This is a genomic window from Jiangella asiatica, from assembly GCF_004349065.1.
Lineage (GTDB): Bacteria > Actinomycetota > Actinomycetes > Jiangellales > Jiangellaceae > Jiangella > Jiangella asiatica.
The window spans coordinates 1-26,864 of sequence record NZ_SMKZ01000047.1 but is presented as its reverse complement, the minus strand read 5'-3'; the positions used below and the strand labels follow the sequence as shown (position 1 = coordinate 26,864).

The 26,864-nt window shown below is 71.9% G+C and carries 24 protein-coding genes; 20 read left to right on the top strand and 4 right to left on the bottom strand.

Features of this window, described 5'->3' with window-relative positions:
* The first annotated feature begins 1 nt into the window (after position 1).
* From E1269_RS24795 to E1269_RS24780, 4 genes are read left to right on the top strand one after another with little or no spacing between them, the layout of a single operon-like run.
* Positions 2–1,513 carry a tripartite tricarboxylate transporter permease gene (locus tag E1269_RS24795; RefSeq protein ID WP_131899609.1) on the top strand — a complete coding sequence of 504 codons (1,512 nt, stop codon included), beginning with the start codon at positions 2–4 and terminating at the stop codon, positions 1,511–1,513.
* Positions 1,510–2,094, top strand: coding sequence for a hypothetical protein (locus E1269_RS24790; protein ID WP_131899607.1), 585 nt, complete (start codon positions 1,510–1,512; stop codon positions 2,092–2,094). Before E1269_RS24795 ends, E1269_RS24790 begins: the two co-directional genes overlap by 4 nt.
* A gap of 40 nt (positions 2,095–2,134) precedes the next feature.
* Positions 2,135–3,562, top strand: coding sequence for a UbiD family decarboxylase (locus E1269_RS24785; protein ID WP_162606617.1), 1,428 nt, complete (start codon positions 2,135–2,137; stop codon positions 3,560–3,562).
* Entirely contained in the window at positions 3,559–4,689 is a 1,131-nt protein-coding gene (locus E1269_RS24780) for an MFS transporter (RefSeq protein WP_162606616.1), read from the top strand. Before E1269_RS24785 ends, E1269_RS24780 begins: the two co-directional genes overlap by 4 nt.
* Here E1269_RS24780 and E1269_RS24775 read toward each other — a convergent pair.
* From E1269_RS24775 to E1269_RS24765, 3 genes are read right to left on the bottom strand one after another with little or no spacing between them, the layout of a single operon-like run.
* Positions 4,670–5,815, bottom strand: coding sequence for an ABC transporter ATP-binding protein (locus E1269_RS24775; protein WP_131899601.1), 1,146 nt, complete (start codon positions 5,813–5,815; stop codon positions 4,670–4,672). The genes E1269_RS24780 and E1269_RS24775 overlap by 20 nt on opposite strands.
* A gap of 39 nt (positions 5,816–5,854) precedes the next feature.
* Positions 5,855–7,660 carry an ABC transporter permease gene (locus E1269_RS24770; protein ID WP_131899599.1) on the bottom strand — a complete coding sequence of 602 codons (1,806 nt, stop codon included), beginning with the start codon at positions 7,658–7,660 and terminating at the stop codon, positions 5,855–5,857.
* A 19-nt stretch (positions 7,661–7,679) separates the two neighbouring features.
* Positions 7,680–8,831, bottom strand: a complete 1,152-nt coding sequence (locus E1269_RS24765) for an ABC transporter substrate-binding protein (protein WP_162606615.1) — start codon at positions 8,829–8,831, stop codon at positions 7,680–7,682.
* A gap of 136 nt (positions 8,832–8,967) precedes the next feature.
* Here E1269_RS24765 and E1269_RS32490 point away from each other — a divergent pair, with 136 nt between their 5' ends.
* From E1269_RS32490 to E1269_RS24690, 15 genes are read left to right on the top strand one after another with little or no spacing between them, the layout of a single operon-like run.
* Positions 8,968–9,954: a type 2 periplasmic-binding domain-containing protein gene (locus E1269_RS32490; protein WP_162606614.1), complete on the top strand. Its 987-nt coding sequence runs from the start codon at positions 8,968–8,970 to the stop codon at positions 9,952–9,954.
* 11 nt (positions 9,955–9,965) lie between these two features.
* Positions 9,966–11,264: an MFS transporter gene (locus E1269_RS24755; RefSeq protein ID WP_162606613.1), complete on the top strand. Its 1,299-nt coding sequence runs from the start codon at positions 9,966–9,968 to the stop codon at positions 11,262–11,264.
* Positions 11,265–11,316: 52 nt separating this feature from the next.
* Positions 11,317–13,086, top strand: a complete 1,770-nt coding sequence (locus E1269_RS24750) for a thiamine pyrophosphate-binding protein (protein ID WP_162606612.1) — start codon at positions 11,317–11,319, stop codon at positions 13,084–13,086.
* Complete coding sequence (locus tag E1269_RS24745) at positions 13,083–14,522, top strand: aldehyde dehydrogenase family protein (RefSeq protein WP_131899589.1); 1,440 nt, start codon at positions 13,083–13,085, stop codon at positions 14,520–14,522. The genes E1269_RS24750 and E1269_RS24745 overlap by 4 nt, the downstream gene beginning before the upstream one ends.
* A gap of 13 nt (positions 14,523–14,535) precedes the next feature.
* Positions 14,536–15,417, top strand: a complete 882-nt coding sequence (locus tag E1269_RS24740; protein ID WP_131899587.1) for a MurR/RpiR family transcriptional regulator — start codon at positions 14,536–14,538, stop codon at positions 15,415–15,417.
* Complete coding sequence (locus E1269_RS24735) at positions 15,407–16,627, top strand: CaiB/BaiF CoA transferase family protein (protein ID WP_131899584.1); 1,221 nt, start codon at positions 15,407–15,409, stop codon at positions 16,625–16,627. Before E1269_RS24740 ends, E1269_RS24735 begins: the two co-directional genes overlap by 11 nt.
* A complete protein-coding gene (locus tag E1269_RS24730; RefSeq protein ID WP_131899582.1) occupies positions 16,627–17,379 on the top strand; it encodes an enoyl-CoA hydratase/isomerase family protein in 753 nt (250 codons plus the stop codon). The genes E1269_RS24735 and E1269_RS24730 overlap by 1 nt, the downstream gene beginning before the upstream one ends.
* A gap of 44 nt (positions 17,380–17,423) precedes the next feature.
* Entirely contained in the window at positions 17,424–18,572 is a 1,149-nt protein-coding gene (locus tag E1269_RS24725; protein WP_131899580.1) for a thiolase family protein, read from the top strand.
* Positions 18,569–19,003 (top strand): Zn-ribbon domain-containing OB-fold protein, encoded by a 435-nt coding sequence (locus E1269_RS24720; RefSeq protein WP_131899578.1) that lies wholly within the window; start codon positions 18,569–18,571, stop codon positions 19,001–19,003. Before E1269_RS24725 ends, E1269_RS24720 begins: the two co-directional genes overlap by 4 nt.
* A 10-nt stretch (positions 19,004–19,013) precedes the next feature.
* Complete coding sequence (locus E1269_RS24715; RefSeq protein WP_162606611.1) at positions 19,014–20,552, top strand: UbiD family decarboxylase; 1,539 nt, start codon at positions 19,014–19,016, stop codon at positions 20,550–20,552.
* Positions 20,549–21,511 (top strand): TIGR03619 family F420-dependent LLM class oxidoreductase, encoded by a 963-nt coding sequence (locus tag E1269_RS24710; RefSeq protein ID WP_162606610.1) that lies wholly within the window; start codon positions 20,549–20,551, stop codon positions 21,509–21,511. Before E1269_RS24715 ends, E1269_RS24710 begins: the two co-directional genes overlap by 4 nt.
* Complete coding sequence (locus E1269_RS24705; protein WP_131899572.1) at positions 21,508–22,857, top strand: MmgE/PrpD family protein; 1,350 nt, start codon at positions 21,508–21,510, stop codon at positions 22,855–22,857. Before E1269_RS24710 ends, E1269_RS24705 begins: the two co-directional genes overlap by 4 nt.
* Position 22,858: 1 nt before the next feature.
* Positions 22,859–23,335, top strand: coding sequence for a hypothetical protein (locus E1269_RS24700; protein WP_131899570.1), 477 nt, complete (start codon positions 22,859–22,861; stop codon positions 23,333–23,335).
* Positions 23,332–23,937: a UbiX family flavin prenyltransferase gene (locus E1269_RS24695; RefSeq protein WP_131899568.1), complete on the top strand. Its 606-nt coding sequence runs from the start codon at positions 23,332–23,334 to the stop codon at positions 23,935–23,937. Before E1269_RS24700 ends, E1269_RS24695 begins: the two co-directional genes overlap by 4 nt.
* Positions 23,934–24,914: a hypothetical protein gene (locus E1269_RS24690; RefSeq protein WP_131899566.1), complete on the top strand. Its 981-nt coding sequence runs from the start codon at positions 23,934–23,936 to the stop codon at positions 24,912–24,914. The genes E1269_RS24695 and E1269_RS24690 overlap by 4 nt, the downstream gene beginning before the upstream one ends.
* A 24-nt stretch (positions 24,915–24,938) precedes the next feature.
* Here the strand turns inward: E1269_RS24690 and E1269_RS24685 are convergent, their stop codons facing one another.
* Positions 24,939–25,775, bottom strand: a complete 837-nt coding sequence (locus E1269_RS24685; RefSeq protein ID WP_203434041.1) for a class I SAM-dependent methyltransferase — start codon at positions 25,773–25,775, stop codon at positions 24,939–24,941.
* Positions 25,776–25,933: 158 nt separating this feature from the next.
* Between E1269_RS24685 and E1269_RS24680 the strand changes: the two genes are divergently transcribed.
* A complete protein-coding gene (locus E1269_RS24680; protein ID WP_131899564.1) occupies positions 25,934–26,614 on the top strand; it encodes an HAD family hydrolase in 681 nt (226 codons plus the stop codon).
* The last annotated feature ends 250 nt before the right edge of the window (positions 26,615–26,864 follow it).

Sequence of the window (26,864 nt, the reverse complement as noted above, 5' to 3'; positions counted from 1 at the left end):
GATGATCGACGGCCTCTCCTCGGCGTTCGCCGACCTGATGACCTGGCCGAGCCCGCTCTACCTGCTGCTCGGGGTCGTCGTAGGGCTGGTCGTCGGCGTGCTGCCCGGGCTGGGTGGCGGGGGAGCGATGGCCCTGCTGATCCCCTTCACCTTCGCGATGGAACCCTCGCACGGCATCGCGTTCCTGATGGCGGTCGGCGCCACGTCCGGCATCGGCGGCCAGGTCTCGTCGATCCTGATCAGCGTGCCCGGCGATCCGCCGAACGCCGCCACTACGATCGACGGCTTCGCCATGACCAAGCAGGGCAAGGCGGCCGAGGCGATGGGCGCGGCGACCTTCGGCTCGGTGTTCGGCGCGACCATCGGCATGGTCCTGATGCTGGCCGTGCTCCCGTTCGCCCGGGAGTTCGTGCTGGCATTCTCCTATCCCGAGTTCTTCATGCTGGCGCTGACCGGGCTGGTGCTCGTCTCGCGGCTGACCGGCGACAGCGTTCACAAGGGGCTGATCGCCGCCGCAGCCGGGCTGATGGTCGCGTTCGTCGGACTGGACCCGGTCAACGGGAACCCGAGGTTCACCTTCGAATCGCTCTACCTGTGGGACGGCGTCGACATCGTCCCGGTCCTGATCGGCCTGTTCGCCGGCGCGGAGCTGTTGGCGCTGTTCAGTCATCGTGGCGAGCAGGGCCTTGCGGCGGCGCCGCCGGGCGGGGAGGCCTCGCGGGTCATGGACGGGTTCCGGGCGACGGTCCGGCACTGGAGAGTGGTGGTGACCAGCTCCGTCATCGGGTTCGGCGCGGGCATCGTGCCCGGTATCAGCGGCACGCTGGCCGCCTTCGTCGCATACGGCCAGGCCGCTCGCTCGTCGAGACATCCGGAGCGGTTCGGCAAGGGGGCCGTGGAGGGTGTCATCGCCCCGGAGACCGCCAACGACGCGGACAAGGGCGGCGGCCTGCTGCCGACGCTGGCGTTCGGCATCCCCGGCGGCGTCATCATGGCCGTCCTGCTCTCCGGCCTGCTGGTCCACGGCGTCCCGGCCGGCCCGAACCTGCTCCGCGGCGACCTGCACATCGTCTACGTGCTCGTGGTCGCGGCGTTCCTGCCGCGCCTGCTGGCGGCGGGCATCGTGCTGCTGCTCGGCATGAAGGCGACCGTGCTCACCCGCATCCGCGGCGACATCCTGGCACCGGCGATCGCCGCCGTGACCCTGTTGAGCGTCTACGCGCTGCGCAACGAGCCGCTGGACGTCGTGCTGACCCTGATCTTCTGCTACGTCGGCTACGCGATGGAGCGGTTCGGGTTCTCCCGGTTGACGTTCATCATCGCGCTGGTGCTCGGCGGGCTGTTCGAGAGCTCGTACCACCAGACGATGACCACGTTCGGCGCCAGCGGCTTCGTCACCCGGCCGATCGCGCTCGCCCTGCTCGCGGTGGCGGTGCTGGCCCTGTTCGGCCCGCCGGTGGCGCGGCGGCTGCGCCGCAAGCCGGCCCCCGCCGACGTGGAGGTGGCCCGATGAGTGAGCCGGCTCGGGCCGCGCGCGGTTCGACGCGTGACCGGCGGCGCGAGCCGCACCGGATCACCTTCGACCTGCTGCTGGCGGCGTTCCTGGCCACCTTCGTCTACTCCAGCCTCGACCTGCGGCCGGACTCTCGGCTTGTCCCCCTCATCGTCGGCTTGCCCACCCTGGCCGCCATGCTGGTCCGCACCGTCCTCGACCTGCGCGGCACGAACCCCGAGCGCGGCAGGGCTGCCAGCCGGCCCGACGGGCTGGCGACGGCGTCGCTGGCAGACCTCACCCGGGCCGCGCGCGAGGAGGTCGCGGCCGACGCTGAGCTGGCGACCGGCGGCCAGGAGCTGCGCCGTCAGCGGGTCTTCGCGCTCTGGGGGCTCGCGGTCGTGATGGTGCCGGTGCTGGCGACGGAGTATCTGCAGCCGATCCCCGGCCTGCGCACGTACTTCGTCCCGGCGGTCGTGGCCGGGCTGCTGTTCATCATCCGCTGGGTGGGCATGAGCTGGGTGAAGACCGTGGCCATCACCGCCTCCATCTCCGCTCTCATGTACCTGCTGCTGGGCGTCCTCCTCAACGTCCGCCTGTAGCGCCAGTGACCCGTCCGACCCGAACACGGAGGTGCCCGTGGTGAAGTACGACGATCTGCGCGGCTGGATCGACCAGGTGCGGGCGCTCGGCCAGGTGCGCGACGTCAGCGGCGCGACCTGGGAGGAGGACATCGGCCGCATCACCGAGATGTTCCACCACACCGACGGCGCGCCGGCGGCGTTGTTCGACGACATCCCGGGCTACCCGCACGGGCACCGGATCCTGGTCAATGCCAACGCCACGTTGCAGCGACTGGCGCTGACCCTCGGGCTGGACCTCGACGTCGACCGGCGCGGCCTCATGGACCGGTTCCTCGAGCTCACCGAGGAGGGGAAGGCCATCCCGCCGGTGGTGGTGGGCCCGACCGACGCACCGGTGTTTCAGAACGTGGCCACCGGCGGCGACGTCGACGTGCTGACGTTCCCGACGCCGCTGTGGCATCCCCGCGACGGCGGCCGGTACCTCGGCACCGGCGTCAGCGTCGTGATCAAGGACCCCGACTCGGACTGGGTCAACGTCGGCACCTACCGCGTGATGATCCACGACGGCCGCCACGTCGGTCTCTACATCTCGCCCGGCAAGCACGGCAAACAGTTCGTCGACACCTACTTCGAGCGCAAGCAGCCCTGCCCGGTCGCGATCATCCCGGGCCCAGACCCGCTGCTGTTCGTCGGCTCCACCGTCGAGGTGCCGTACGGGGTCTGCGAGTACGACTGGGTCGGCGGCATCCGCGGCGAGCCCTACCCCGTCGTGAACGCGCCGGTGACGGGTCTGCCGGTGCCGGCGGCGGCGGAGATCGTCCTCGAGGGCTTCCTCCACCACGACCGGTTCCTGCCCGAAGGACCGTTCGGCGAGTGGCACGGCTACTACGCCAGCGGCCAGCGGCCCGAGCCCGTCGTCGAGGTGTCGGCCGTCTACCACCGCGACGATCCGATCATGCTGGGGGTCCCACCGAACAAGCCGCCGTGGGAGCCGATGAGGTACCGCGAGTACCTGCGCTCGGCGTTGCTGCTGCGCAACCTGCGACAGGCCGGCGTGCCCGGGGTTGTCGACGCCCAGTGCTTCGCCGTCGGCGGCAACCGGCTGTTCAACGTCGTCTCCATCCAGCAGAAGTACGCCGGCCACGCGCGCCAGGCCCTGCATGTGGCCGCCCAGTGCCATGCCGGCGCCTACCTGGGCCGCATCGTGGTGGTCGTGGACGACGACGTCGACATCACCGACCTGTCCGACGTCATCTGGGCGATCTGCACGCGGTCGGACCCCGAGGAGGACATGGACATCATCCGCAAGGTGTGGTCCGGGCCGCTGGACACCGCCGTCCACCCGGACCGAAAGGGGCTCAACTCGCGCCTGCTGGTCGACGCGACGCGGCCGTGGGCATGGCGCGACCGGTTCCCGGCGGCGATCGGTCCGGACCCGGAGACCAAGCGCGCCACCCGGGAGCGCTGGGGCCACCTGCTCCGGTGAGCCGAGCGGACACGGGGCGCAGCATCGCGACCATCATCGCCTTCGGGCTCGCCCTGGGCGCCTCGACCGTCACTTTTCCGCTGCTGGCGTTGGACGCGGGCATCTCCGCGCCGGTGGTTGGCGCGCTGGCGGCGGTCTCCGGCGCATCGCAGCTGACCTCGCGGCTGGCGCTGCCCTGGTTGCTGGAGCGGGTACCGGACCGGGCGCTGATCGTTTCGGCCTGCGTCGCCATGGCCCTGTCGGGAGCGACGCTGCTGGTGAGCACGGCGTTCGCGGCGTTCGTCGGCGCTCAGCTGCTCCAAGGCCTGGCCCGGGCGCTGTTCTGGACCTCCAGCCAGACCCATGCCGTGCGCTCGCCCGGCACGCCGATCCGCCGGCTGGCCCAGGTACACAGCTCCGGGCACGTCGGATCGCTGGCCGGACCGGCCGCGGCCGGGGCGTTGCTCGCCCTGAGCCCGCACCTGGCGCTGGGCCTGGTGGTCGCCGCGGCGGTGGCCGGCATGGTCACCGGGAGCCTGCTGGTGCGGCGTGCACCCTACGCGCGGCGGCCGCGCGGGACGCGGCGCAGCCGGCTGTGGCGGCGGCGGACCGTTGCCCTGGGCTGCTGGACCAGCTTCTGCGCCGGCGGCTGGCGCGGGATCCTGGACGCCTTCGTTCCGGTGGTCCTCGCCACGGCGGGGTTGAGCACCGCGACGATCGGGTGGCTGGTCGCGGTGGCCGAAGGCGCCGTCGTGGTGGTCGCGGTGGCGCTGGCCCGGTACGGGCGCGAGCCGTTCGGGCAGCTGGTCCGGTTCGGGGCGATGGCGGTGCTCGCCGGCGCGACCGTCCTGCCGGCGGTCGCCGGTCAGCCCGTGCTGGCCGGCGTCGCGCTGGCGGTGGCCGGCGCGGGTGCCGGGCTGGCGGGCTCGGTGGGCCCGGCCATGGTCAACGCCTCGGTCCACGAGCGCGACCAGGGCATGGCCATCGCGCTCACCGGCACGTACCGGGCCGCGGCGCGGCTGGCCACGCCCGCCGTCCTGGCGACGGCGGGCGGGCTGGTCGGTGTGCCGTTGGCGATCGCGTTGACCGCGGCGGGCATGGTGGCGCCGGTGCTCGGTCTCGGCGTGGTCAGTCGCCGACCGGGATGAGGGTGAGGTTCGCCGGGTCGATCCGCAGGGTGACGGTGGTCGACGGCGCCAGAGAGACCGACGGCTCGCACCGGGCGCGGACCTCCTGGCCACCGACTCGGACGATGTGGTCGACGGCGTCGCCGACGAAGCTGCGCGTGACGACGCTGCCGGTGAGCTGGTTGGGCGTGTCGTGGGTTGGCGCCTGGTCGGTGAGCGCGACCGCCTCGGGCCGGGCGGCGAGCACCACGGCCTCGCCGGTCCCCGGTCGCACCTCCGCGCGGACCAGGAGCTGGCCGTGCTCGGTGTCGACGGCGAGGAGCCCGTTCTCGTGCCCGGCGACGGTGCCGCTGAGGAAGTTGGACGTGCCGATGAACTCGGCGACGAAGCGGTTGTCCGGCCGCTCGTAGATGTCGCGCGGCGTCCCGGTCTGCATGATCTTCCCGTCGCGCATCACCGCGATGCGGGAGGACAGCGCCAGCGCCTCGATCTGGTCGTGCGTGACGTAGACGCTGGTGATGCCGAGCTCGCGCTGCATGCGCTTGAGCTCGAACCGCAGCGACTCGCGCAGCTTCGCGTCGAGGTTGGACAGCGGCTCGTCGAGCAGCAGCAATGGCGGCTCGGTGACCAGGGCCCGGGCGAGGGCCAGGCGCTGCTGCTGCCCGCCGGACAGCTTGGTCGCCTGGCGGCCGGCCAGGTGCGCCAGTTCCATCGTCTCCAGCACCGACATGACCTTCTCCGCGATGGCCTTCTTCCCCGGCCGGCTGCCGCGCGACATGACCTGCAACGGGAAGGCGACGTTGTCGAAGACCTTCATGTGCGGCCAGATCGCGTATGACTGGAACACCATGCCCAGGCCGCGCTGGTTGGGCGGCAGATGGAAGGTCCGGCTCGAGCCGCCGCTGAACAGGACCCGGCCGGCCACGCTGATCTCACCGGAGTCGGGGCGCTCCAGGCCGGCCACCGAACGCAGCGTGGTGGTCTTGCCGCAGCCGGACGGTCCGAGCAGGGTGAACAGCTCCCCGTCCCGCACGTCGATGCTGATGTCGTCGACGGCGCGTACCCGGCTGGCGGCGCGGTCACCGTTCTCCCGTCGCGGCTGACGATCGCCGGCGAAGGTCTTCACCAGGTTCGTGATCTCGAGCATGGTTCGTCCTCACGTTCCTCTCGACGTTCGATCCGGCGGTCAATCGCTGCGCAGCCCGATGCTGGCGCCGAGCTTGTAGGCGGCCGAGACGAAGACGACGAGCGTGGCGACCATCACCACCCCAAGGGCTGACACCGCCGTCATCTCGCCTTTCTCGTAGAACTGGAAGATCACGATCGCCAGCACCTCGTTGCCGGGGCTGTAGAGCAGGATCGAGCTGGAGAGCTCCCGGATCGAGACGATGACGATGTAGATCCAGCCGGCCGTCAACCCGGAGACCATCAGCGGCAGGACGATCCGGCGGCCGGTCTGCAGCCAGCTCGCGCCGGACACCGCCGCGGACTCCTCGAGCTCGGCGGAGATCTGCGTCAGCGACGACGACGCGTAGCGCATCCCATAGGGCATGAACCGGGTCACATAGGCGATCAGCAGGATCAGCATGGTGCCGTAAACCGGGATCGGCAGCGGGTTTCGCAGGTACACGAAGGAGATGGCGACACCCATGACCAGCCCGGGCACGATCAGCGGCAGGAAGGTGAGCTGGTCGACGACCTGCCGCCCGGGTATCCGGGTCCGGATCACCAGCCAGGCAGCGATCGCGGTGAGCAGCATGACCGCCGTCGCCGATCCGACGCTGAGCCCCAGCGAGTTGACCAGCGACCGGGTGAAGATCCGGTTCTCGAACAGCGCGCTGTAGTTGGCCAGCGAGAAGTCGCCGAAGGAGGCGAAGGAGAAGCGCTGGTAATACGGCAGGAAGGAGTTGTAGACCATGATCAGGACCGGCAGCGCCGTGGTGGCGACGAAGTACAGCACCACTGCGGCGCCGACGGGGACCCTGGCCAGGCCCAGGTCCAGCGGTCGCGGCCGGAAGCCTTTCCCAGTGACGGTGGCGTACTCACGGCCCCCGCCGCCCAGCCGGTTGACCGCGTAGACGCCGGCGACGGCCACCAGGACCAGCCCGATCGAGAGCGCGCCGGCCGCGCCGTAGTCGTACGGGAACTGCCGCAGCTCGGTGAAGATCTGGCTGGTGAACACGTTGATCCGGTCCGGGAGGCCGAGCAGCACCGGCACCTCGAAACTGGTCAGCCCGTTCACCCCGATGATCAGCATGGCGCCGGCGATGGCCGGGCGGGTGAGTGGCACCGTGATCCGGCGGATCATGGTGAACCGGCTGGCGCCGCAGACCAGCGCCGACTCCTCCAGTGCCGGGTCCATCGAGCGGAACGCGGCGACCATGAACAGGAAGACCAGGGGAGCGGAGTGGGTGCCCTCGACCCAGATCATGCCGGCCATGCTGAAGATGTCGAAGACCGGCTGACCCACGACCGCTTCCGAGACCTGGTTGAGCAGTCCGACGTTCTCGCTGCTCAACATGATCCACGAGATCGTGTACAAGAGCCCCGGGATGATGAGTGGGACCATGGCTGTGGCCACCAGCAGCGGCCGGAACGGGACGTTGGTGCGGACGGTCACGTAGGCGAGGAACGTGCCGGTGACGAAGGCCAGCAGCGACGAGCCGATGGTGAAGACGACGGAGTTGCGGACCATCCCGCCCAGCCCCGAGCTCGCATAGGCCCGCTCGAACCCGGACAGCGTGAAGGCGCCCTCGTCGACGAAGGTCCCGTACGCGAGGTAGAGCAGCGGCGTCATGGCGAGGTAGCCGATGACGATCACCACCGCCAGCAGCACGAGCGTGCGCGCCTGCAGCGCCGACCGGATCCACCCCCTCGCCCGGCCGTCGCCTGCCGCCCGCGACGCCGCGGCGGGCGGGGGCGCGCCGCCGGCCGGCGGCTGAGGCTCGATCTCGACGGCCGCGGGCGGGCCAGCGGTCGGCCTGGTCGTCATGCGCTCTCCTCGCCCGCGGTCAGCTCTGGTTGAGCAGCTCTTCGAACCGGCTCGTCCACTCGCTCCGCTCGGTGGTGAACTTCTCGAAGTCGACCTGGTGCAGGTCCTCCTCGTGGATGTCCTCGAGTGGGCCGCCGGGTTGCGGGACGGCGGTGGGCGTGCGGTCCTCCTGGGAGATGATCTGCTGGCCCTCGTCGAGCAGGAAGTCGACGAACAGCATGGCCGCGGCCGGGTGCGGCGCGTTCTTCAACAGGGTTATCCCCTGCGGCTGGAAGATCAGCGGCTCGACGTAGCTGCCGTCGGACTTGCGCCAGGCGATGGGCGCGTCGGGCGCGGCCTCGGTCTCGCGGTCGATCGACTGCGTGTACACCGACAGCGACACCGGGAACTCTCCGGCCAGCAGCAGCTGGGCCTGCACGGTGTGGCCGGCATTGTAGGTCGAGTACGAGGCCAGGGTCTGGATCATCTCGTCGACCTCGTCCTCGGTCCACCCCTGTTCGAGGTAGTAGTCCATGACGCCCGTGTACCAGATCCAGTCGCGCGGATCGATGGAGAGCTTGCCGTCCCACTTGGGGTCGGTGAACCCGTCGAGCGTGTCCGGGATCTCGTCCTCGGACACGAGGTCGGTGTTCCAGCCCTGCGTGTAGACGCTCAACCGGGTCGCGGCGACGTGCGACTCCGGGTCGTAGCCGGGGATCTGGTCGGTCAGCTCCGGGTTGATGTACTCGTAGGTCAGCCCCTGCTGGGCGATGCTGAACGACTCGGAGTCGTCCATGACGTCCGCACCGTAGAAGCCGGCCTCGTACTCCTGCAGGATGCGCTGGAGCACGGTGTCGGACTGCCCGGAGTAGAGCTCCACCGTGACGTCGTAGGTGTCCTCGAACGCGGCGATCACCGGATCCATGCCGGAGCTCGCCGTGTAGAAGACGACGCTGCCCTCCTCCTCGGCCGCTTCGACGAGGGCGTCGTGCCGTTCCTGGCCCGACATCTCGTTGAAGCGGTCGAAGGTGTCGGCCGCCGAGCCCCGGTCGGAGTCGCCCGAGCTGGCGGTGCCGTCCTCGCTACCGCACGCGGCGAGCACCAGACCGATCGCGGCGGCCGCCGCGAGGGACGTCCGCGTGGAGCGCCGGCCGCCGAGTCGGCGGGCCGGTCGTGTCCCGGCTGACTTCATCGTCATCTCCCCAAGCCGTGGCCGAAGAACTGTAACGTTGCGGGATCGTGCGAGCATTGCAGCAATGAATGTTGCAGTCAAGAGCTGGGTAGAGATAATGTGTACCGCCGTGGTGACCCTGTCATTCGCGTCGGCGGTGAACGAACGAACCCGGCCGATCATGGACGGAACCGTCCAGCCCGAAGGCATCACGCTGTGTCCGGTGGTGTCCGATCCGGCCGAGACCTTCTGGCGGATGCTGCGCTTCGGCGAGTTCGACGTGTCGGAGATGTCGATCTCGTCGTTGCTCATGGCCTTGGAGCGGGGCGCCGACCTGGTGGCGATCCCGGCGTTCCCGTCCCGGCGCTTCATGCACACCGAGTTGGTGTGCCACCGCGACGCCGGCATCGGGGGTCCGGCCGACCTCGCCGGCAAGCGGTTGGGCGTGGGCGAGTACCAGCAGACCGCGGCACTGTGGACCCGCGGCATCCTCGAGCACGACTTCGGCGTCTCGCAGTTCGACGTCGAGTGGTACATGGAACGGACCCCGGACCGCAGCCACGGCGCGGCCACCGGGTTCCAACCCCCGCCGGGGATCTCACTGCGGTTCGTGCCGGGGGACCGGAGCCTGTCCACGATGCTGGCCACCCACCAGATCGACGCCGCCCTGGTCAAGCGGGCGATGCGCAAGCCGGCGTCGAACGTGGTGGAGCGCTCGGCCCGGCTGACGGTCGCGCCGGCGGAGTTCCGGCGGGTGACCCGGCCGGTCTTCGCCGACCCGATGGCGGAGGGTCAGCGCTTCTACCGCGCGCATGGCTTCGTCCCCGTCAACCACACGTATGTGGTGCGCGGCGACGTGGCGCGCCGGTATCCGTGGGTCCCGTTCAATCTGTACCAGGCGATGCTGCGCGCCAAGGAGCTGGCCGAACGCGACCTCGTGAACAGCGTCCCGCTGAGCTTGATCTTCCGTGAGGAGTATCTCGCCCGCACCGAGGAACTGCTCGGGCCCGACCTGTTCCCGTACGGTGTCCGGGCCAACCGAGCGGCCCTGGAGACGATCGCCGGCTACTCGCACGAGCAGGGCCTCACATCCGAGCGTGCCGACGTGGCCGGGCTCTTCGCGCCCAGCACGCTCGACCTCTAGACGGTGCCGGCGTGGTCGATGGGCGGGTGCGGCGCCGGGCCCGGGAGGCGTTGCGCCGGTCGCTGCAGTCGCTACGGGTGCGCAACTACCGGTTGTTCTTCGGCGGGCACGCGATCTCCGTGGCCGGCACCTGGATGCAGCGGGTGGCGCAGGACTGGCTGGTGTTCGAGATCACCGGCAGCGCGGTGGCCATCGGCGCCGCGATGGCGCTGCAGTTCGGCCCGATCCTGCTGCTGGGCATCTGGGGCGGGGTGATCGCCGACCGGGTCGACCGGCGCATCGCCCTCCTGGTCACCCAGGCCGTCCAGCTCGTCCTCGCCCTGGTGCTGGGGACCCTGGTGGTCGCCGGCATCGACCACCTGTGGATCGTGATGGCCTTCTCGCTGCTGCTGGGCCTGGCGACGGTGGTGGACCAGCCGGTCCGGCAGGCATTCGTCGCCGAGCTGGTCGACCGCGACAGCATCGCCAACGCGCAGGTGCTCAACTCCGCGGCGCACAATCTGGGCAAGGTCGCCGGCCCGGTGGCCGCCGGGGGCGTGATCGCGTGGCAGGGTGCGGGCGCGGCGTTCCTGGTGAACGCCGCGTCGTTCCTGCCGCTGCTGGTGAACCTGGCCCGGATGGACGGCGCGACCCTGCGCCGGCCGCCGCGCCTGGTGAGGGGACGGGGACAGGCGCGGGCCGGTCTGCGCTATGTCCGCGACCATCCCGACCTGCGCATCGCCATGGTCCTGCTGCTGGTCGTCTGCGTACTGGGGCAGAACTTCCGGGTGGTGTTCCCGCTCGTCGGCGCCGAGCTGTTCGACGGCGGCGCGGGCACCTACGGGACGCTGATGGCGATGCTCGGGCTGGGCGCGATGCTGGCCGCGGTGTTCACGGCCGCCCGGCAGACGGCCACCGTGCGCGGACTGATCGTCGCCGCCGCCGGGTTCGGGCTGGCCGGCACCGCCCTGGCCATCAGCCCGACCCTGGGCCTCGCTCTGGCGGTGACGGTGGTCGTCGGCATCGCGAACTTCTCGTTCAACACCTTGGCCCGCACGGTGCTGCAGCTTGTCGCCGACCAGGCGATGCACGGACGCGTCCTAGCCCTGCACGGCGTGGTGTTCCTGGGCAGTACCCCAATCGGCGGCCTGCTGCTCGGCTGGGTGTGCGAGCGGTGGGGCGCGCGCGTCGGCCTGCTCGTCGGCGGCCTGAGCGCGCTCGCCGTCGCCGCCGTGGCGGAACGGATGTTCCGTCGGGCCCACTCGCGGCCGCCGATGACCCCCTCGACCGTGGAGCCGGCCGGCAAGGCGAGTGGCGACCAGGATCATTGACAGCAGCAATTGTTGCTGCATAGTGTTGGATTCGACGGAAGGGGAGATGCCAATGCGGACCGTGGACGCCGTGGCCGAGTGGCTCGAAGCGGCCGGTACCACGCACTACTACGGCTATGCGGGCGGCGCCGTCTGGCCGTTGCTGGACGCCCTCGTGGACCGTCCGGAACTGCGCGGTGTCCAGGCCAAGCACGAGTCGCACGCCGTGCATCAGGCCGACATCCACTACCGGACCACCGGCCGGGTCGCGGCGGTGATCGTCACCAAGGGACCGGGCCTGCTCAACTGCGTCGGCGGCGTGGCCAGTGCCATGCACGACGGCATCCCACTACTCGTCATCGCGGGCTCCGGGCCGACCCACTTCATGGGCAAGGGCGGCATGCAGGAACTGTTCTACGCCGGCTTCGACGACGCCGTCCCGGTCTTCAAGCCCGTCACCAAGGGCGCCTGGCTCGCCGTCCGCCCGGACACCGTGATCGACCTCCTGAACCACGCGCTGCGGGTCGCGACCAGCGGCCGCCCCGGCCCCGTGCTCATCCAGCTCCCGCTCGACGTCCAGCTCGGCGAGGTCGAGGGCCAGGTCGAGCCGCCGGTGCGCCGCTCGGTCCGCCAGCGCACCCGGGTCGATGCCGCGGACGTGACCGAGGCGGGTCGGCTGCTGGCGGCGGCCGAACGTCCCGTGCTTCTGGTCGGCGGCGGGCTGGTGCGCTCGCCCGGCGGCGCGCAGGCACTTCAGGCGGTGGCCGAGCAGCGCGGCGTTCCGGTCGTCACCAGCCTGCCGGGCAAGGGCCTGCTCGGTGAGGAGCACCCGCTCTCGCTGGGCTGTGTGGGCCGGTCGGGCACCGAGTGCGCCGCCCGGGCCACCCGCGAGGCCGACCTCGTGATCGCCGTCGGTGCCCGGTTCTCGGACAACCACACCGCCAACTGGCGCAAGGGCGCCATCTACGACATGGACATCACGAAGGTCGTCCAGGTGAACGTCGACCCCGACGAGATCGGCCGCAACTACCCGGTCGAGCTCGGGCTGGTCGGTGACGGCACTGCGTTCCTGGAGGACCTGTTGGCAGCCACCGACGGCCCGGCCGACGCCTACGCCGGCTGGGTCCAGCGCGTCGCCGGCTTCCGCGACGAGTGGCGCGCCTCCATCGAGCCGGTGCTGACCGCCCCGACCTCGCCGATCCACCCGGGCCGGATGTGCTACGAGGTGGGAGAGGTCCTGGCGCAGCGGGGCCGGGTGTTCATCGACATCGGCGACGTCATCCAGTACGCCGAGCCCTACATGACGGTGCGCCGGCCCGGCACCTGGCACATCAGCCCCGGGATGGCCGAGATGGGATGGGCGGCGCAGGGCGCCTCCGCGGCCTGCCTGGTGGCGCCGGACGACCCTGCCGTCGTGCTCACCGGCGACGGCGCGTTCATGATGGGACCGCAGGCCGTCGCGACGGCGGTCGAGCACGGCCTGCCGGTCACCTGGGTCATCCTCAACAACCTCGAGCTCGGCATCGAGCGCAAGGGCGCCGTCGGCAAGTTCGGCCGCAGCCACCCCTGGTACTCGTTCACCATCGAAGCGACCGGTGAGCCCTATACTCCCGACTTCGCGGCGCTGGCCAGGTCGTTCGGCGCCGAGGGCGAGCGGATCGAAGAGGCCGGGCAGTTCCGGCCGGCGCTGGAGAAGGCGGTGGAGTCGGGTCGCCCGACGGTGCTCGACGTGGCCATCGACGTCACGGTACCCAGCTACTTCACCAAGGGCCTCGACCGCTTCTACCCCGACACCTGGGGTGCCAGCTACCCCTCCTATGGGCAACTGAAGCTGGCCAGATGAGCGGCGGCGACGACGCGGCGCCGCTGCTGGTGGCGGGGGAGTGGGAGCGCGCGGGGGAGCCGTTCGCGGCATGTGCCGCCGGTGACGGGCCGGTGGTGGGCCACACCTTCCACGCGCTGCCCGAACAGCTGGACCGCGCCACCACCGGCGCGGTCCGCGCCTTCGACGGCACCCGCCGCTCGGCCTCGTACGAGCGCGGTGAGCTGCTGCGCCGCGCCGCCGAGCTGATCGCCGCCGACGTCGAAGGTCTGGCGAGGACCCTCGCCGCGGAGATCGGCAAGCCGATCAACGACGCCCGGCTGGAGGTGCGGCGCACCGCCACCACGTTCCGGATGGCCGGTGAGGAGGCCGAGCGGATCGGCGGCGAGATGCTACCGCTCGACCTGCTGCCGAGCGCGCGCGGCCGCTGGGGCATCACCCGGCACCTGCCGATCGGCCCGGTCGCCGCGATCACGCCGTTCAACGTGCCGCTCAGCCTGTCCGCGCACAAGCTGGCGCCGGCGCTGGCGGCCGGCTGCACCGTCGTGCTCAAGCCCGACTCGCGGGCGGCGCTGACCCTGCTGCGACTGGCCGGGCTGCTGGTCGAGGCCGGCGTGCCCGCCGGGGCACTGAGCATGCTGCCGATGAGCACCTCCGTTGGCGACCGGATGGTCACCGACGACCGGTTCCGCATGGTCAGCTTCACCGGCTCGGCCCGGGCCGGGTGGGACATCCGGTCCCGGGCCGGCACCAAGAAGGTCACCCTCGAGCTGGGCGGCAACGCGCCGGTGATCGTCGACGAGACAGCCGACGTCGCGCACGCCGTCGCCCGCACCGTGGCCGGCGGCTTCAAGTACGCCGGCCAACTGTGCATCAGCGTCCAGCGGGCGTTCGTGCACCGCGCGGTGTGGGACGAGTTCGTCGGCGGCCTCGTCAAGGGAGCGGAGGCGCTCACCGTCGGCGCCCCGCTGGACGAGAACACTCAGGTCGGTCCGATGATCTCCGTCGCGGCGGCGGACCGGATCCGGTCGTGGGTCGACGAGGCGGTCAGCGGTGGCGCCCGGTTGCTGACCGGTGGTGCCGGCGATGGAGCCTACGTCGCGCCCGCGGTGCTCGAGCAGGTGCCGGCCACCGCCCGGGTAGCGGCGGAGGAGGCGTTCGGGCCGGTGGTCGTCGTCTCGCCGTTCGACGACGTGGACGCGGCGTTCGCGGCCGCCGACGCGACGCCGTACGGCCTGCAGGCGGGGTACTTCACCCGCGACCTGCACCGCACCTGGCGGGCGTTCGAGGCGCTGGAATTCGGTGCGGTGATCATCAACGACGTGCCCACGTTCCGGGTCGACAACATGCCGTTCGGCGGAGTGAAGAGTTCTGGCCTCGGCCGGGAAGGAATCCGGTGGACGATAGCGGACATGAGCGAGCAACGGTTGCTCGTGCTGGCCCCCGAGGCGGACTGAAGAGAGACCGGAGATGACCACAGCACCGATGGACGACGTGGCGGAGACCGTCCGCAGCAAGTACGACAAGCTCACGAATTCGCAGAAGCGGATCGCCGAGACCATCATCGAAGACCCGGAGTTCGTCGCGTTCGCGACCGTCGACAAGCTCGCCAGCCGCCTCGACGTCGCGGCGTCGACCGTCGTCCGGTTCGCCTACAAGCTGGGCCTGGACGGGTACCAGGACCTCCAGGAGCGGGTGCGCAGGCAGATCAGGCAGCAGTACCGCACGGCCAGCAACACCGAGGGCTCGACGCCGACCAGCCACCTGGCCGACACACCGTTCCAGGCCTCGCTCGACCGCGACCTGGCGCACCTGCAGCGCACCGCCCGCTCGCTGGACCGTGACGTGCTGGACCGCGCCGTGACGGCGATGAGCGAGGCCGAGCACGTCTACATCACCGGTGACCTGACCTCGTACTGCCTGGCCTACTTCACCGCGATCGCGGTGGGCCGGGCCCGCGAGAAGGTGCGGCTGGTGCGGGCCGACGCCGAAGGTGCGACGGCGCTGCTCGAGATGGGACCGGACGACGTCCTGCTCGCGTACACGTTCCCGCCGTACTCGCGGAACGTCCTGCGCGTCGTGGACTCCGCGGTGCGGCGGCGCACGCTCACCATCGGCGTCACCGACGCGGCCATCTCGCCGGTCGGGCAGCGGGTGTCCATCGTGCTGTCGGTGATGGCGTCGGGCATCGGGCCGCAGAACACGCTCGTGCCGGGACTGGCGGTGGCCAACGCGCTGGTGAACGGGCTGATCCAGCGCAACGAGGACACGTCGCTGGAACGCTACAAGGCCGTCGGGTCGCTGGCCGGAGACTGGGACCTCTTCCTGCTGGGGCCGGACCATGGAACCTGAGACGCCGGCGCCGCTGGCCGGGCTGCGAGTCCTGGACTTCGCGTGGATCGGTGCCGGTGCCCTGGTCACCAAGGCGCTGGCGGAATTGGGCGCGGAGGTGATCCGCATCGAGTCGCGGGTCCGGCCGGACAACCTGCGCCAGTCGCCGCCGTTCCGGCCGGGCACCACAGGGCTGGACGCGTCGGGCTACTTCGCCTCGCGGAACCCGGGCAAGAAGAGCGTGGCGCTGAACATGAAGCACCCCCGGGCCCGCGAGATCGCGCTCGCGCTGGCCGCCCGCTCCGACGTGTTCACCAGCAACTTCCGCACCGGGGTGCTGGAGCGCTGGCGGATGACGTATGCCGACGTCCGCACCGTCAACCCGCGAGTGGTGTTCCTGGCGATGCCCATGCAGGGCAGCGACGGCCCGCACCGCGACTACGTCGGCTTCGGGTCCACCATCGCCGCGCTGGCCGGCCTGGTGCACACCACCGCGGTGCCCGGCCGCCCACCCGTCGGCACCGGCACGCACTACCCGGACCACGTGCCCAACCCCGGCCACGCCCTGGTCGCCCTCCTGGCGGCCATCTACCACCAGCAGCGCACCGGCGAGGGCCAGTACGTCGAACTGTCCCAGCTGGAGTCGACCGTCAACGTCGTCGGCCACGGGGTGGTGCACAGCTCCCTCGGCGGCGACGTCGAGCCGGCGGGCAACCGTTCGCCGGGCACGGCACCGCGCGGGGCATACCGGTGTGCCGACGGCGAGTGGATCGCGCTGGCCTGCCACACCGATGAGCACTGGCAGGCGCTGGCAAGCGTGCTCGACCGGCCCGGCTGGCTGACCGACGATCGGTTCAGCACCGTCCTGGAGCGCATCGGCCACGCCGACGAGCTGGACGAGCTGCTACGTGTCGCTCTGGAGTCACGACGCCGCCCGGCCGTGGTGGACGCGCTGACGGCCGCGGGCGTGCCCGCCGGCCCGGTCAACAGCGCCAAGGACATGCTGGCCGACCCGCACCTGACCGCCCGCGGCTTCTGGCAGCCGGTCAACCACGCCGTGATCGGCGAGATCCCGATGTCGCACCTGCCGTTCCGGCTCGGCGACGGCCCACGGCCCGAGATGACCCCGCCGCCGCTGCTCGGCGAGCACACCCGCGAGGTGGCGACCGGCCTCCTGGAGCTCACCGACGAGCAGTACGACGATCTTGTCCGCGACGGAGTGTTCCGCTGATGGAGGCGGTGCTGTGGGAGCGCGACGGGGGCGTCGGGTGGGTGCGGCTGAACCGCCCCGAGCGCCGTAACGCCATCGACCAGGCGACCCGGCGCAGGCTGGCGGAGGCGTTCGCGGAACTGGAGGCCGACGACGACGTCGGGGTCATCGTCCTCACCGGGACCGGCACGGCCTTCTGCGCGGGGGTCGACCTGCTCGAGGAGGCGCCGGCGCGAGGGCTGCTGGACCTCGGCGCACCGGTGAGCGCGCCGGTCGACCGCTGCACCCGACCGGTGCTGGCCGCCGTGAACGGCCCGGCCGTCGGCGGCGGCTTCGAACTGGCGCTGGCCGCCGACCTCCGGGTGGCAGCCGGCACCGCCTGGTTCCAGCTCAGCGAGCTGCGCCTGGGCAGCCTGCCGGGCAGCGGCGGCACCCAGCGGCTGTTCGACGCGCTGCCCTCCGCGCTGGCGTGGCGGATGCTGCTGACCGGCAGCCGGATGGACGCCGCGGACGCCGCACGGTTCGGCCTGGTCAGCGACGTGCTGCCGGCCGAGACGTTCGACGCCGACGTCGCGGCCCTGGTGGCGACGCTGGCCGAAGCGGCGCCGCTGTCGATGCGCGCCGCCAAGCTCGCGCGAACGGCGGCCCGGGGTGCGGGCTCCGAGCTGGCGATGGAACGACTGCTGTGGCGGCTGCTCGCCACGACCGAGGATCGGGCCGAGGGCCGCGCGGCGTTCCGGGAGAAGCGCCGGCCGCGGTTCCTCGGCCGCTGAGTGTCCCTGACAGGGTCGCTGCGAGTCGAGAGGACGGTGCGACGATGGGATGGCGACGGGCGGCCATCAGCGGGGTGGGCGTGAGCCGGCAGGGCAAGCTGCCGGACGAGACCCCCAACTCCCTCGCGGCCGAGGCGTTCGTGGCAGCGCTGGACGACGCCGGGCTGCGGCGCGAGAACGTCGACGGACTGTTGACCATGCCCGGCACGAAGTCACCGGAGGGCGCCAAGCATTACCTAGCGCTGGGTGAGCAGCTGGGCATCAACCCGCGGATCACCGGCAGCCTGTCCATGGGCGGCGCGACGGCCGGCGTGCTCATCCAGCAGGCGGCCCTGGCCATCGACGCCGGCATGGCCTCGACGGTCGCCTGCGTCTTCGGCGACACCGCGAAGACCGGCGGCAGCCGGTTCAACGCCGCCGCCGGCACCGACACCGACTCCTGGGGCATCTGGGGCATGTTCGGCAACGCCGCCAACAGCGCGTTCGGCGCCCAGCGGCACATGGCGCGGTACGGCACCACCAGCGAGCAGCTCGGCTGGGTCGCGGTCACCATGCGCGAGCACGCAGCACTGAACCCCGACGCGATCATGCGCGAGCGGATCACCCTCGACGACCACCAGAGCTCGCGGATGATCGTCGACCCGCTGCACCTGCTGGACTGCTGCATCATCTCCGACGGTGCCGTCGCGGTCATCGTCACCTCACCCGAGCGGGCCCGCGACGCCCGCAGCGCGCCGGTGGACATCTGGGGGATGGGGCAGGGGCACACGCTGGAGAAGCTGGGCCGGCCGGACTGGTGGTACCTGCCGCACCAGGCCGACTGCGTGAGCGACGCCTACCGGATGGCCGGCGTGTCGCCCGCGGACATCGATGTCGCGCAGCTCTACGACAACTTCACCATCTCGGTGCTGTTCTGGCTGGAGCACGCCGGGTTCTGCGCGCCCGGCGAGGCCGGACCGTTCGTCGAGGGCGGCAAGCGGATCCGCCTGGGCGGCGACCTGCCGGTGAACACCGCCGGAGGCAACCTGTCCGAGTCGTACATGCAGGGCTGGCTGCACGTCGTCGAGGGCGTCCGGCAGCTTCGCGGCGAGTGCGGGCCCCGACAGGTCGACGGTGCGCGGCTGTGCCTGGTGACCGGGCGCGGCATGACTCTGAACACGGCGAGCTGCCTGATCTTGGGAGGCACGGCATGAGCGACGGGGGGTTCGTCCGGCCGGTGCGGACCGAGGTCAACCGCGGCTTCTGGGAGGGCGTCGACGACGGCGTCCTGCGGGTCCAGCGGTGCCTGGGCTGCGGGGAGCTGCGGTATCCGCCGGCGTCGCGCTGCCCGCGCTGCCTCGACGCCGAGTGGACCTGGCAGCCGGTGTCGGGCCGCGGCGAGGTGCTCTCGTACGTGGTGGTCCACCAGCGCTACCACCCGGCATGGTCGGACCGGGTGCCCTACAACGTCGTCCTGGTGCAGCTGGACGAGGGGCCACGGCTGATCAGCAATGTGCTGCCGCTCTCCGGCGCGGACCTGCGGGTGGGGATGGCGGTCCGGGTGGTCTTCGACGACGAGGACGGCGTCCGGGTGCCGCGTTTCGTCAGCACCGACGGTACCGACGGCGCGACCGAGCCCAACTGAAGGGAGCCCGATGACGCTGGAGAACACGACCACCGGCGTGGAGCGCGTGGTCGACGGCAGGACGGTGCGCATGGTGCCCTATGCCATCGACGGGCCGGCCGACGGGCGGGCGGCGCCGAAGGTGCCACGAGACGCCCGCGAGTGGCTGGCACGCGCGGCGTCCATGGGTGAGCTGCGGGTGCTGCGCGGCGTGGACTGCGAGCGCGGCATCGGACAGATCACCGAGATGCTGCACCACGACGAGGACGCCCCGGCCGTGCTCTTCGACGACATCCCCGGGTACCCGTCCGGGTACCGGATACTGGTGAACACGCTGTCGCGGCGCAACCGGCTGGCCATGACCATCGGGCTGGACGAGAACGTCTCGGCCGCCGGCCTCGTGGACGCGTGGGAGGCCTGGCTCATCGACGCGCGGCCCCGGCCGGTGAACGTCGTCGTCGAGGGCCCGATCACCGAGAACGTGCTGGCCGATGACGACGTCGACCTCAACGCGTTTCCGACGCCGCTGTGGCACCAGGAGGACGGCGGCCGCTACATCGGCACCGCGGTCGCCGTGGTCACGGCCGACCCCGACACCGGCTGGGTCAACTACGGCACGTACCGGGCGATGATCCACGACCGCAACCACACCGGCCTCTACATCTCGCCGGGCAAGCACGGGCGAGCCCACCAGCAGGCCTGGTTCGACCGCGGCGAGCCGATGCCGTGCGTCATGTTGGTCGGGCTGTCGCCGTTGCACTTCCTGGGCGCGGCGCTGGAGATCCCGGACGGGGTCAGCGAGCTGGAGTGGATCGGCGGTATCACCGGCGAGGCGATCGACTGCGTCGAGGGGCGCGTCACCGGGCTGCCGATCCCGGCCGGTGCCGAGATCGCGCTGGAGGGATACGTGCTGCCGGACGAGACCCGGTTGGAGGGCCCGTTCGGCGAGTGGACCGGCTACTACGCCTCGAAGGAACAGCAGCAGCCGGTGTTCCGGGTGGACGCGATCTACCACCGGGACGACCCCATCCTGCTGGGCTGCCCGCCGCAGAAGCCGCCGTACGAGGGCCAGCGGTTCCAGCAGTACGGGCGCAGCGCCAACCTGCGCCGCGAGGTGCGGGCCGCCGGCGTGCCGGGCGTCGTCGCCGCGTGGACGCACAGCGTCGGCGGCTGCCGGCTGTTCAACGTCATCTCGATCAAGCAGCAGTACGCCGGCCACGCCAAGCAGGCCGCCCTGGTGGCCAGCCAGTGCCGGCAGGGCGCCTACCTCGGCCGCATCGTCGTCGTGGTCGACGACGACATCGACGTCACCGACCTGCACGAGGTCATCTGGGCCGTCTGCACCCGGCACGACCCCGAGCGCGACGTGCAGATCCTCACGCGCACCACCAGCGGTAACCTCGACCCGGCCATCGAACCGGGCAGGAAGGGCTACAACAGCCGGCTGATCATCGACGCGACGCGGCCGTGGGAGTGGCGCGACCGGTTCCCCGACCCGATCGGCCCGGCACCCGCGGAGAAGCTCGCCGTGCGCGAGACGTGGGACTGGATCTTGCGGAGCACGCCGTGACGGCCGGCTATGAGCCCAGTTCTGACCTGCGCTTCGGCCTGGTGCTGGCGAACAAGGGCCGCGGCGCCGGGCCCGAGGCGCTGGACGCCGGCGCCGCCGCCGTCGAGCGGCTGGGCTGGCACAGTGTGTGGGTCACCGACCACCTGATGGTGCCGGACGGGCCGGAGGCCGGCGAGTACGGCTCGATGCTGGAGGCACTGACCTCGCTCACCTACGTGGCCGCGCGGCACGAGCGGGTCACCGTCGGCACCAGCGTCGTCGTGCCGGCGATGCGCGACTCGCCGCTGCTGGCGAAGGAGCTGGCCACACTCGACGTGCTCAGCGGCGGCCGGCTCGTGGTCGGCGTCGGCGCGAGCGACCGCATGGACCTGCCCGAGTACACCAACCTCGGCAAGGCCGACCGGTTCGCCCGCCGCGGCGCGTACGTGGACGAGTCGATCGCGCTGTGGCGGCACCTGTGGTCCGGTCGCACCGACCCGTTCGCGGGTGAGTTCCATACGTTGTCGGGCTACGTGTTCCTGCCGCTGCCCACAGCGCGAGACATCCCCGTGTGGTGTGGCGGGCGCAGCGAGCGGGCACTGCGCCGGGCCGCCCGGCTCGCCGACGGGTACCACGCCTCGCAGACCGGCCCGGCCGACCTCGCCGGGCGGCTGCCGATGCTGGCCTCGCTCGCCGCTGACGCGGGCCGGGCGCTGCCGACGCTGTCGGTGCGAGCCCGCGTCGAGTTCGGCGCGGCGGCCCGTGACGTCTACACCTTGCACGGCTCGGCCGCACGAATGGTGGACGAGGTCGTGCGCTTCGCCGAGGCCGGTCTGCACGAGCTGGTCCTGGTCTTCGACGCGGCGACTCCGGCGCAGGTGACCGCCGCGGTCGAGCGGTTCCACGAGTCGGTGGTTGAACCGTTCCGCGAGCGGATCGCGGGTGCGCGCGCCCGGCAGGACGGGGCCGTGCGCGCGTGAAGCCCACCACGCCGGAGACCAAGCTGAGCCGGTTCGTCGCGGAGCTGGACTGGGACGACCTGCCGCCCCGGGTCCAGGACCGCGTCGTCGAGATCTGGGCGGACGCGGTGGCCAACGCCCTGGCCGGCCGGTCCGCCGCCAACACGGCGGCGGTCGAAGGGCTGGCCACCGCGCTGTGCGGCCCCGGCGACAGCACCGTCGTCGGCGGCGGCACCCTGGCGCCCACCGGAGCCGCCCTGCTGAACGGCTACCAGATCACCGCGTTCACCATGTGCGACGTGTACCGCCCGGCCCTGTGCCACGTGACTCCGGAGGTGGTACCGGCCGTGCTGGCCGTCGCCGAAGCCGGCGACGTCAGCGGACGGGACCTGCTCACCGCCATCGCGGCCGGCCTCGAGGTCACCACCAGGCTCGGCCTCGGTGTCGACTACCCGGTCTTCAGGGCCAGGGGCTGGCACGCACCCGGTGTCATCGGCACGATCGGCGCAGCGATGGCCGCGGCGCGGGCGCTGGGTCTGGACGCCGCCGGCGTCTGCGCGGCGATGGGCCTGGGCGGCAGCCAGGCGGCCGGCACGTTCGCCGCGCTCGGCACCCCGGCGGTGAAGTTCCACCAGGCCCGCGGCGCGGTCTCGGGGCTGTGGGCGGCCCGGTTCGCCGCCGGCGGCCTCGGCGGGGCCGAGAACATCCTCACGCACACCGACGGCGGACTGCTCACGACCTACGCCGGTGGCGGCCGTCCCGGGCACATCACCCGGCAGCTGGGCGAGCGGTGGGAGCTGGAGCAGATCTCGCTGCGCCGCTGGGCCGCGGCGAGCTCGCTCCAGTCGCTGGTCGCCGCCCTGCTGTCGGTCCCCGCCGACGACTTGCGGCCGTCGGACCTCGTCGGCGTCGACGTCGCGCTGCCGCCCACGTCCTACGCGATGTGCGGGGACATGGGCTGGGACGACGAGCTCAGCGCCATGCAGTCCGCCCGTTACGTCACCACGGTCGTGCTGCACGACAGACAGTGCTGGATCGAGCAGTTCACCGCGGATCGCAGGAGTGACGTCCCACTCGCGCAGTTCGCCCGCGCCCGGGTGAGCGTCGATGTCGGCGCGGGCCTGCCGCCGTCCGGGGTCGGGCTGCGGATCACCCGCCGGAGCGGCTCCCCCCTGGTGGTCCACCGCGACGGTGCGCCCGGGGAACCTGCCGAACCGCTGACCCGGGAGACGATCCGCGAGAAGCTGGCCGCCGTCGGTGGCGGCAGTCTCGACGAGGTGGTCTTCGGCGTCGCCGGGCGGTCCGCGGCCGAGGTGGCCGCGGCGCTGCGCGCGACCCCGTCGTCGGCCACCGCCGGAAGGAGCTAGCGTGAACACACCTCCCTGCACTGACGTCCGGTTGCCATCGCCGGTCGCGGCCCTGCTCGACGGGACCGACCTCGCCGGACGCGTCGGCCACACCATCTCGCTCACGACCGCCGGCGACGACGGGTGGCCACGGCTCGCGCTGCTCAGCGTTGGCGAGGTGCTCAGCGTCACCGGCACCGACCTCCGGCTCGCCCTGTACGCCGGAAGCGGCACGACCGCGGCGCTCGCCGGGTCGGGCCGGGCACTGCTCAACCTCGTGCTGGACGGGACCAGCTACAAGATCCGGGCGCGGGTCCGGCGCATCGACCGGGGCGGCGAGCCACTGGCGTTCTTCCACGGCCACGTCGAGGCGGTGGACGAGGACCGAGTCGGCTACGCCGAGCTCGTCTCCGGCATCACCTACCGGCTGGCCGACCCCGCCGCCGTCGTCGAACGGTGGTCCTGGCAGGTCCAGAAGCTGCGGGAGGTGGCCGGATGAGCACCACGCGGGGCCAGGCGCAGCCGCGGCGGCTGATCGTCGCCATCACCGGCGCCAGCGGCTCGATCCTCGGCGTGCGCATGCTCGAGCGGCTTCGCGAGTTCGACGTCGAGACCCACCTGGTCGTCACCGCGTGGGGCGGACGCACGCTGGAGCACGAGACGAACTGGTCGCTCGCGGAGGTCCGGCAGCTGGCCGACGTGGTGCACCGGCCCGGCGACCTCGGTGCCACCATCTCCAGCGGGTCGTTCCACACCGACGGGATGATGGTCGCGCCGTGCAGCGTCAAGACCCTCGCCGCCATCGCCGCGGGCTATGCCGAAGACCTCGTGGCCAGAGCCGCCGACGTGGTTCTGAAGGAACGGCGCCGGCTGGTGCTGCTGGTCCGTGAGGCGCCCCTGAGCGAGATCCACCTGGAGAACATGCTCAAGCTGGCGAGAATGGGCGTCTCGATCCTGCCGCCGGTGCCGGGGTTCTATGCGCGACCCAAGACGCTGGAGGAGGCGGTGGACCACATCGTTACCCGGGCGCTGGACCAGGTCGGGCTGGTCTCGCAGCAGAGCCCCCGCTGGGACGGCAACGTCACGAGGCAGCGGCCGTGACCGACCGGGCCGAGCCGCCGCGGTATCCGCAGCGGCGGCCCCGCGCGGCCTCGGTGCGGTCGCGGCTCATGCTGGAGGTCGCGTCGGAGCTGGTCGGCACCAGGTCCTGGCCGCATCAGCAGGTGCGCGTCGACATGCGGGCGCCCGGCGCGGCGGACTGGGCCACGTCGCTGTTCGCCAGCGACGGGGTCGATGCGGTCGAGGCGGTCCTGAGCGGCGCCAGCCTCGTCGCGATCATCAACCCGGCAACAGCCGTCCAGCCGGCCCTGCTGCGGCTGGACGGGACGACCGGAGACGAGCTGGCGGCCATCGCCACCGTGCCGTCATACGACCAGCTGGGCCTGGCGGTGCCGCGGGCGCTCGGCCTCGGCACCCTGGACGACCTCGTCGCCGCGGCGCCGGCGCTGCGCTTGTCGCTGCGCGGCAACCGGCCCAACCACCTGGTGCACCTGGTGCTGGACGACACGCTGCGGGCGGGCGGTGCCTCGGTGGCTGACCTGGAGTCCTGGGGCGGCACCGTCCGCTACGACAACGGCCTGCCCCACGCCTCGGTGCGCGCCGGCCTGCTGCGCGGCGGCGCCGTCGACGCCGTCTTCGACGAGGGCGTGTACAACTGGGTCGAGCTGGCCACGGACGCGGGCCTGTCCTTCCTTGACGTCCCCGACGACGCCATGGCCCGGCTGACCGTACTGGGCTACCGACGCGGCTGGCTGCGCCGGCAGCGGTACCCGGCACTTGCCGCCGACGTGGCGACCGTCGACTTCAGCGGTTTCCTGATCTTCACCCGCGCCGACGCGGCCGGAGGCGCGGTGGGCGGCTTCTGTGAGGCGCTCGTGGCCGCACGCGATCGGATCGCCTGGCAGGGCGGCTCCACCCTGCCGCTGGAGCGGATGTGCGCCGACGCCGTCGACGCACCGCTGCCGATCCCGTTCCATCCCGCGGCCGAGGCCGTCTGGCGCCGGCACGGCCTGCTGTGAACGTGGTCGTCCGGTGTCGCGTCGTCACGGGCGCCAGATCACCAGGCCGACCTCGCGAGTGCGCTCGCTGAACAGGCCCGCCGGCGAGGCGGCGTCCAGGAGGCCGCGCAGGTCGGCCTCGAAGGCCGGCAGGCGATCGCCGAACAGGTGCGGCGCGGAGCTGGAGAGCGACAGGACCGAGGCGACGACGTCGTCGGCCGAGCGGGTCACGACCTGGCCGCCGCCGACGTCGATCCTCGCGGGACCGGCGTACCCGGCCTGTCGCATGACCTCCTCTTCGCCGGACTGGGTGCCGTCCGGCAGGACGGTCCGGCCGGCCCGCCGCACCGGCCCGAGATAGTGCCGGACCAGGTCGTCGACCCGGTCCCAGGGCGGGCGCGGTTGCGGCAGCGGGTCGTCGCCGTCTACGCCGCGGTGGGTGGTCGCGTGGACGTGGACCCACGCGCCGTCGGCGGTGAACATCTCGCGCACCCGCCGCGCCACGAGCGGCTGATCCATCCAGTGGAACGACTGGGCGAACGTGACCACGCGGAACTCGCCCAGTCCCGCGGGGAGTTCCTCGGCCCGCAGCCGCCGCCAGTCGATCGTCGTGATGCCGACCGCCGCCGCCCGCCGGCGCGCCTCCGCGACCATGTCGCCGTCGGCGTCGACCCCCACGGCGGCCTCGAACAGCGGCGCCAGGAGCAGCGTCAACGAGCCCGGGCCGCAGCCGACGTCGAGCAACCGGCCGGCGCCGTCCAGCCCGAGCTGGCCGCGGACGGCCGCCACGAGGTCGTCTGGGTAGGCCATCCGGCCGGTGCCGTAGTACCTGGCGCTGCCGGCGTACAGCGTCTCGTCGTCCTGCCACGGATGCCGGCCCACGGCGGCAGGCTACTCCGCGCGGACGCGGTCGTTGGACTCGAGGTCGCTCATGGTGATGACGTCGACGGGGTCGCCTGTCATGCGCCGTTCGAAGTGGCCGGCGGCACGGCACCCAGGCGTGCGGTACGGTCAGTCCCGCGTCGCCTAGCATGCGAGTGATGCCTGCCCTTTTTCTCGATCTCGACGACACCCTGATCGATCGTGCGAGCGCGTTTCGCGGCTGGGCCGAGGAGCTGGTCCGCGACCACCGGTTGTCGGGAGAGGACCTCGACTGGCTGATCACCGTGGACCGGGAGGGCTACGAGCCGAGGGAGCGGGTCGCCGCGGCGATCCTGGAACGGTTCGGCCTCACGGGCTGGTCGGTGGACGACTTGGCCGCCGACCTCCGGCATGCGGTCGTCGAGCGTCTCGTCCTCGCTGCGGAGGTGCCTCGAGCCCTCGCCGCGGCGAGGGACGCCGGGTGGGTGCCCGTCGTCGTGACCAACGGCGCTCTGGTACAGCAGGAGCGGAAGCTCCGGCGCACCGGGCTGGACCGGCTCGTCGCCGGCTGGGTGGTGTCGGAGGCGGCGGGATGCGCCAAGCCCGATCCCCGCATCTTCGACCTCGCCGCCCGCGTCGCCGGCCGACCGCTGGACGGCGCGTGGATGATCGGCGACTCGGCCGCGAACGACATCGGCGGTGCCCACGCGGCCGGGCTGGACAGCGTCTGGGTCCACCACGGACGGACCTGGCACGACCGCGCATTCGCGCCGTCGGTCATCGTCGACACGTGCCCGGCGGCGATCGACCACGTCGTCGTCCAGCCGCGATCAGGGCTTCCGGACTCGGTCCGCAGATAGGTCACGCCGCGGCGTCGGGTTGCCGGTCCGGGATCAGCTCGGCCCGCTCTCGGCGAACCGCGGCGCGCCCCATAGGTGGTCGCGGTGGCGCGGGGCCTGGACGCCTTGGCGCGGCGTTCGCGGTGATGCCGCCCACGACCGTGGCCGGCGCGAGCCGGACACCAGCCTTGTGCTTCTCCGCATCAGAAGGGTGGCGGGTCGGGGGCGCTTCGGTGGTGGGGCCGATGGGTTCGGGTGGTTTGTCGTAGGT

Excerpts from the sequence above, each read along its gene's own strand:
- E1269_RS24730 (WP_131899582.1), top strand. The coding sequence starts at position 16,627 with ATGGAGGCGGTGCTGTGGGAGCGCGACGGGGGCGTCGGGTGGGTGCGG.
- E1269_RS24770 (WP_131899599.1), bottom strand. The coding sequence starts at position 7,660 with ATGACGACCAGGCCGACCGCTGGCCCGCCCGCGGCCGTCGAGATCGAG.
- E1269_RS24725 (WP_131899580.1), top strand. The coding sequence starts at position 17,424 with ATGGGATGGCGACGGGCGGCCATCAGCGGGGTGGGCGTGAGCCGGCAG.
- E1269_RS24765 (WP_162606615.1), bottom strand. The coding sequence starts at position 8,831 with ATGAAGTCAGCCGGGACACGACCGGCCCGCCGACTCGGCGGCCGGCGC.
- E1269_RS24740 (WP_131899587.1), top strand. The coding sequence starts at position 14,536 with ATGACCACAGCACCGATGGACGACGTGGCGGAGACCGTCCGCAGCAAG.
- E1269_RS24795 (WP_131899609.1), top strand. The coding sequence starts at position 2 with ATGATCGACGGCCTCTCCTCGGCGTTCGCCGACCTGATGACCTGGCCG.
- E1269_RS24775 (WP_131899601.1), bottom strand. The coding sequence starts at position 5,815 with ATGCTCGAGATCACGAACCTGGTGAAGACCTTCGCCGGCGATCGTCAG.
- E1269_RS24750 (WP_162606612.1), top strand. The coding sequence starts at position 11,317 with ATGCGGACCGTGGACGCCGTGGCCGAGTGGCTCGAAGCGGCCGGTACC.
- E1269_RS24790 (WP_131899607.1), top strand. The coding sequence starts at position 1,510 with ATGAGTGAGCCGGCTCGGGCCGCGCGCGGTTCGACGCGTGACCGGCGG.
- E1269_RS24735 (WP_131899584.1), top strand. The coding sequence starts at position 15,407 with ATGGAACCTGAGACGCCGGCGCCGCTGGCCGGGCTGCGAGTCCTGGAC.
- E1269_RS24745 (WP_131899589.1), top strand. The coding sequence starts at position 13,083 with ATGAGCGGCGGCGACGACGCGGCGCCGCTGCTGGTGGCGGGGGAGTGG.
- E1269_RS24680 (WP_131899564.1), top strand. The coding sequence starts at position 25,934 with ATGCCTGCCCTTTTTCTCGATCTCGACGACACCCTGATCGATCGTGCG.
- E1269_RS24695 (WP_131899568.1), top strand. The coding sequence starts at position 23,332 with ATGAGCACCACGCGGGGCCAGGCGCAGCCGCGGCGGCTGATCGTCGCC.
- E1269_RS24715 (WP_162606611.1), top strand. The coding sequence starts at position 19,014 with ATGACGCTGGAGAACACGACCACCGGCGTGGAGCGCGTGGTCGACGGC.
- E1269_RS24720 (WP_131899578.1), top strand. The coding sequence starts at position 18,569 with ATGAGCGACGGGGGGTTCGTCCGGCCGGTGCGGACCGAGGTCAACCGC.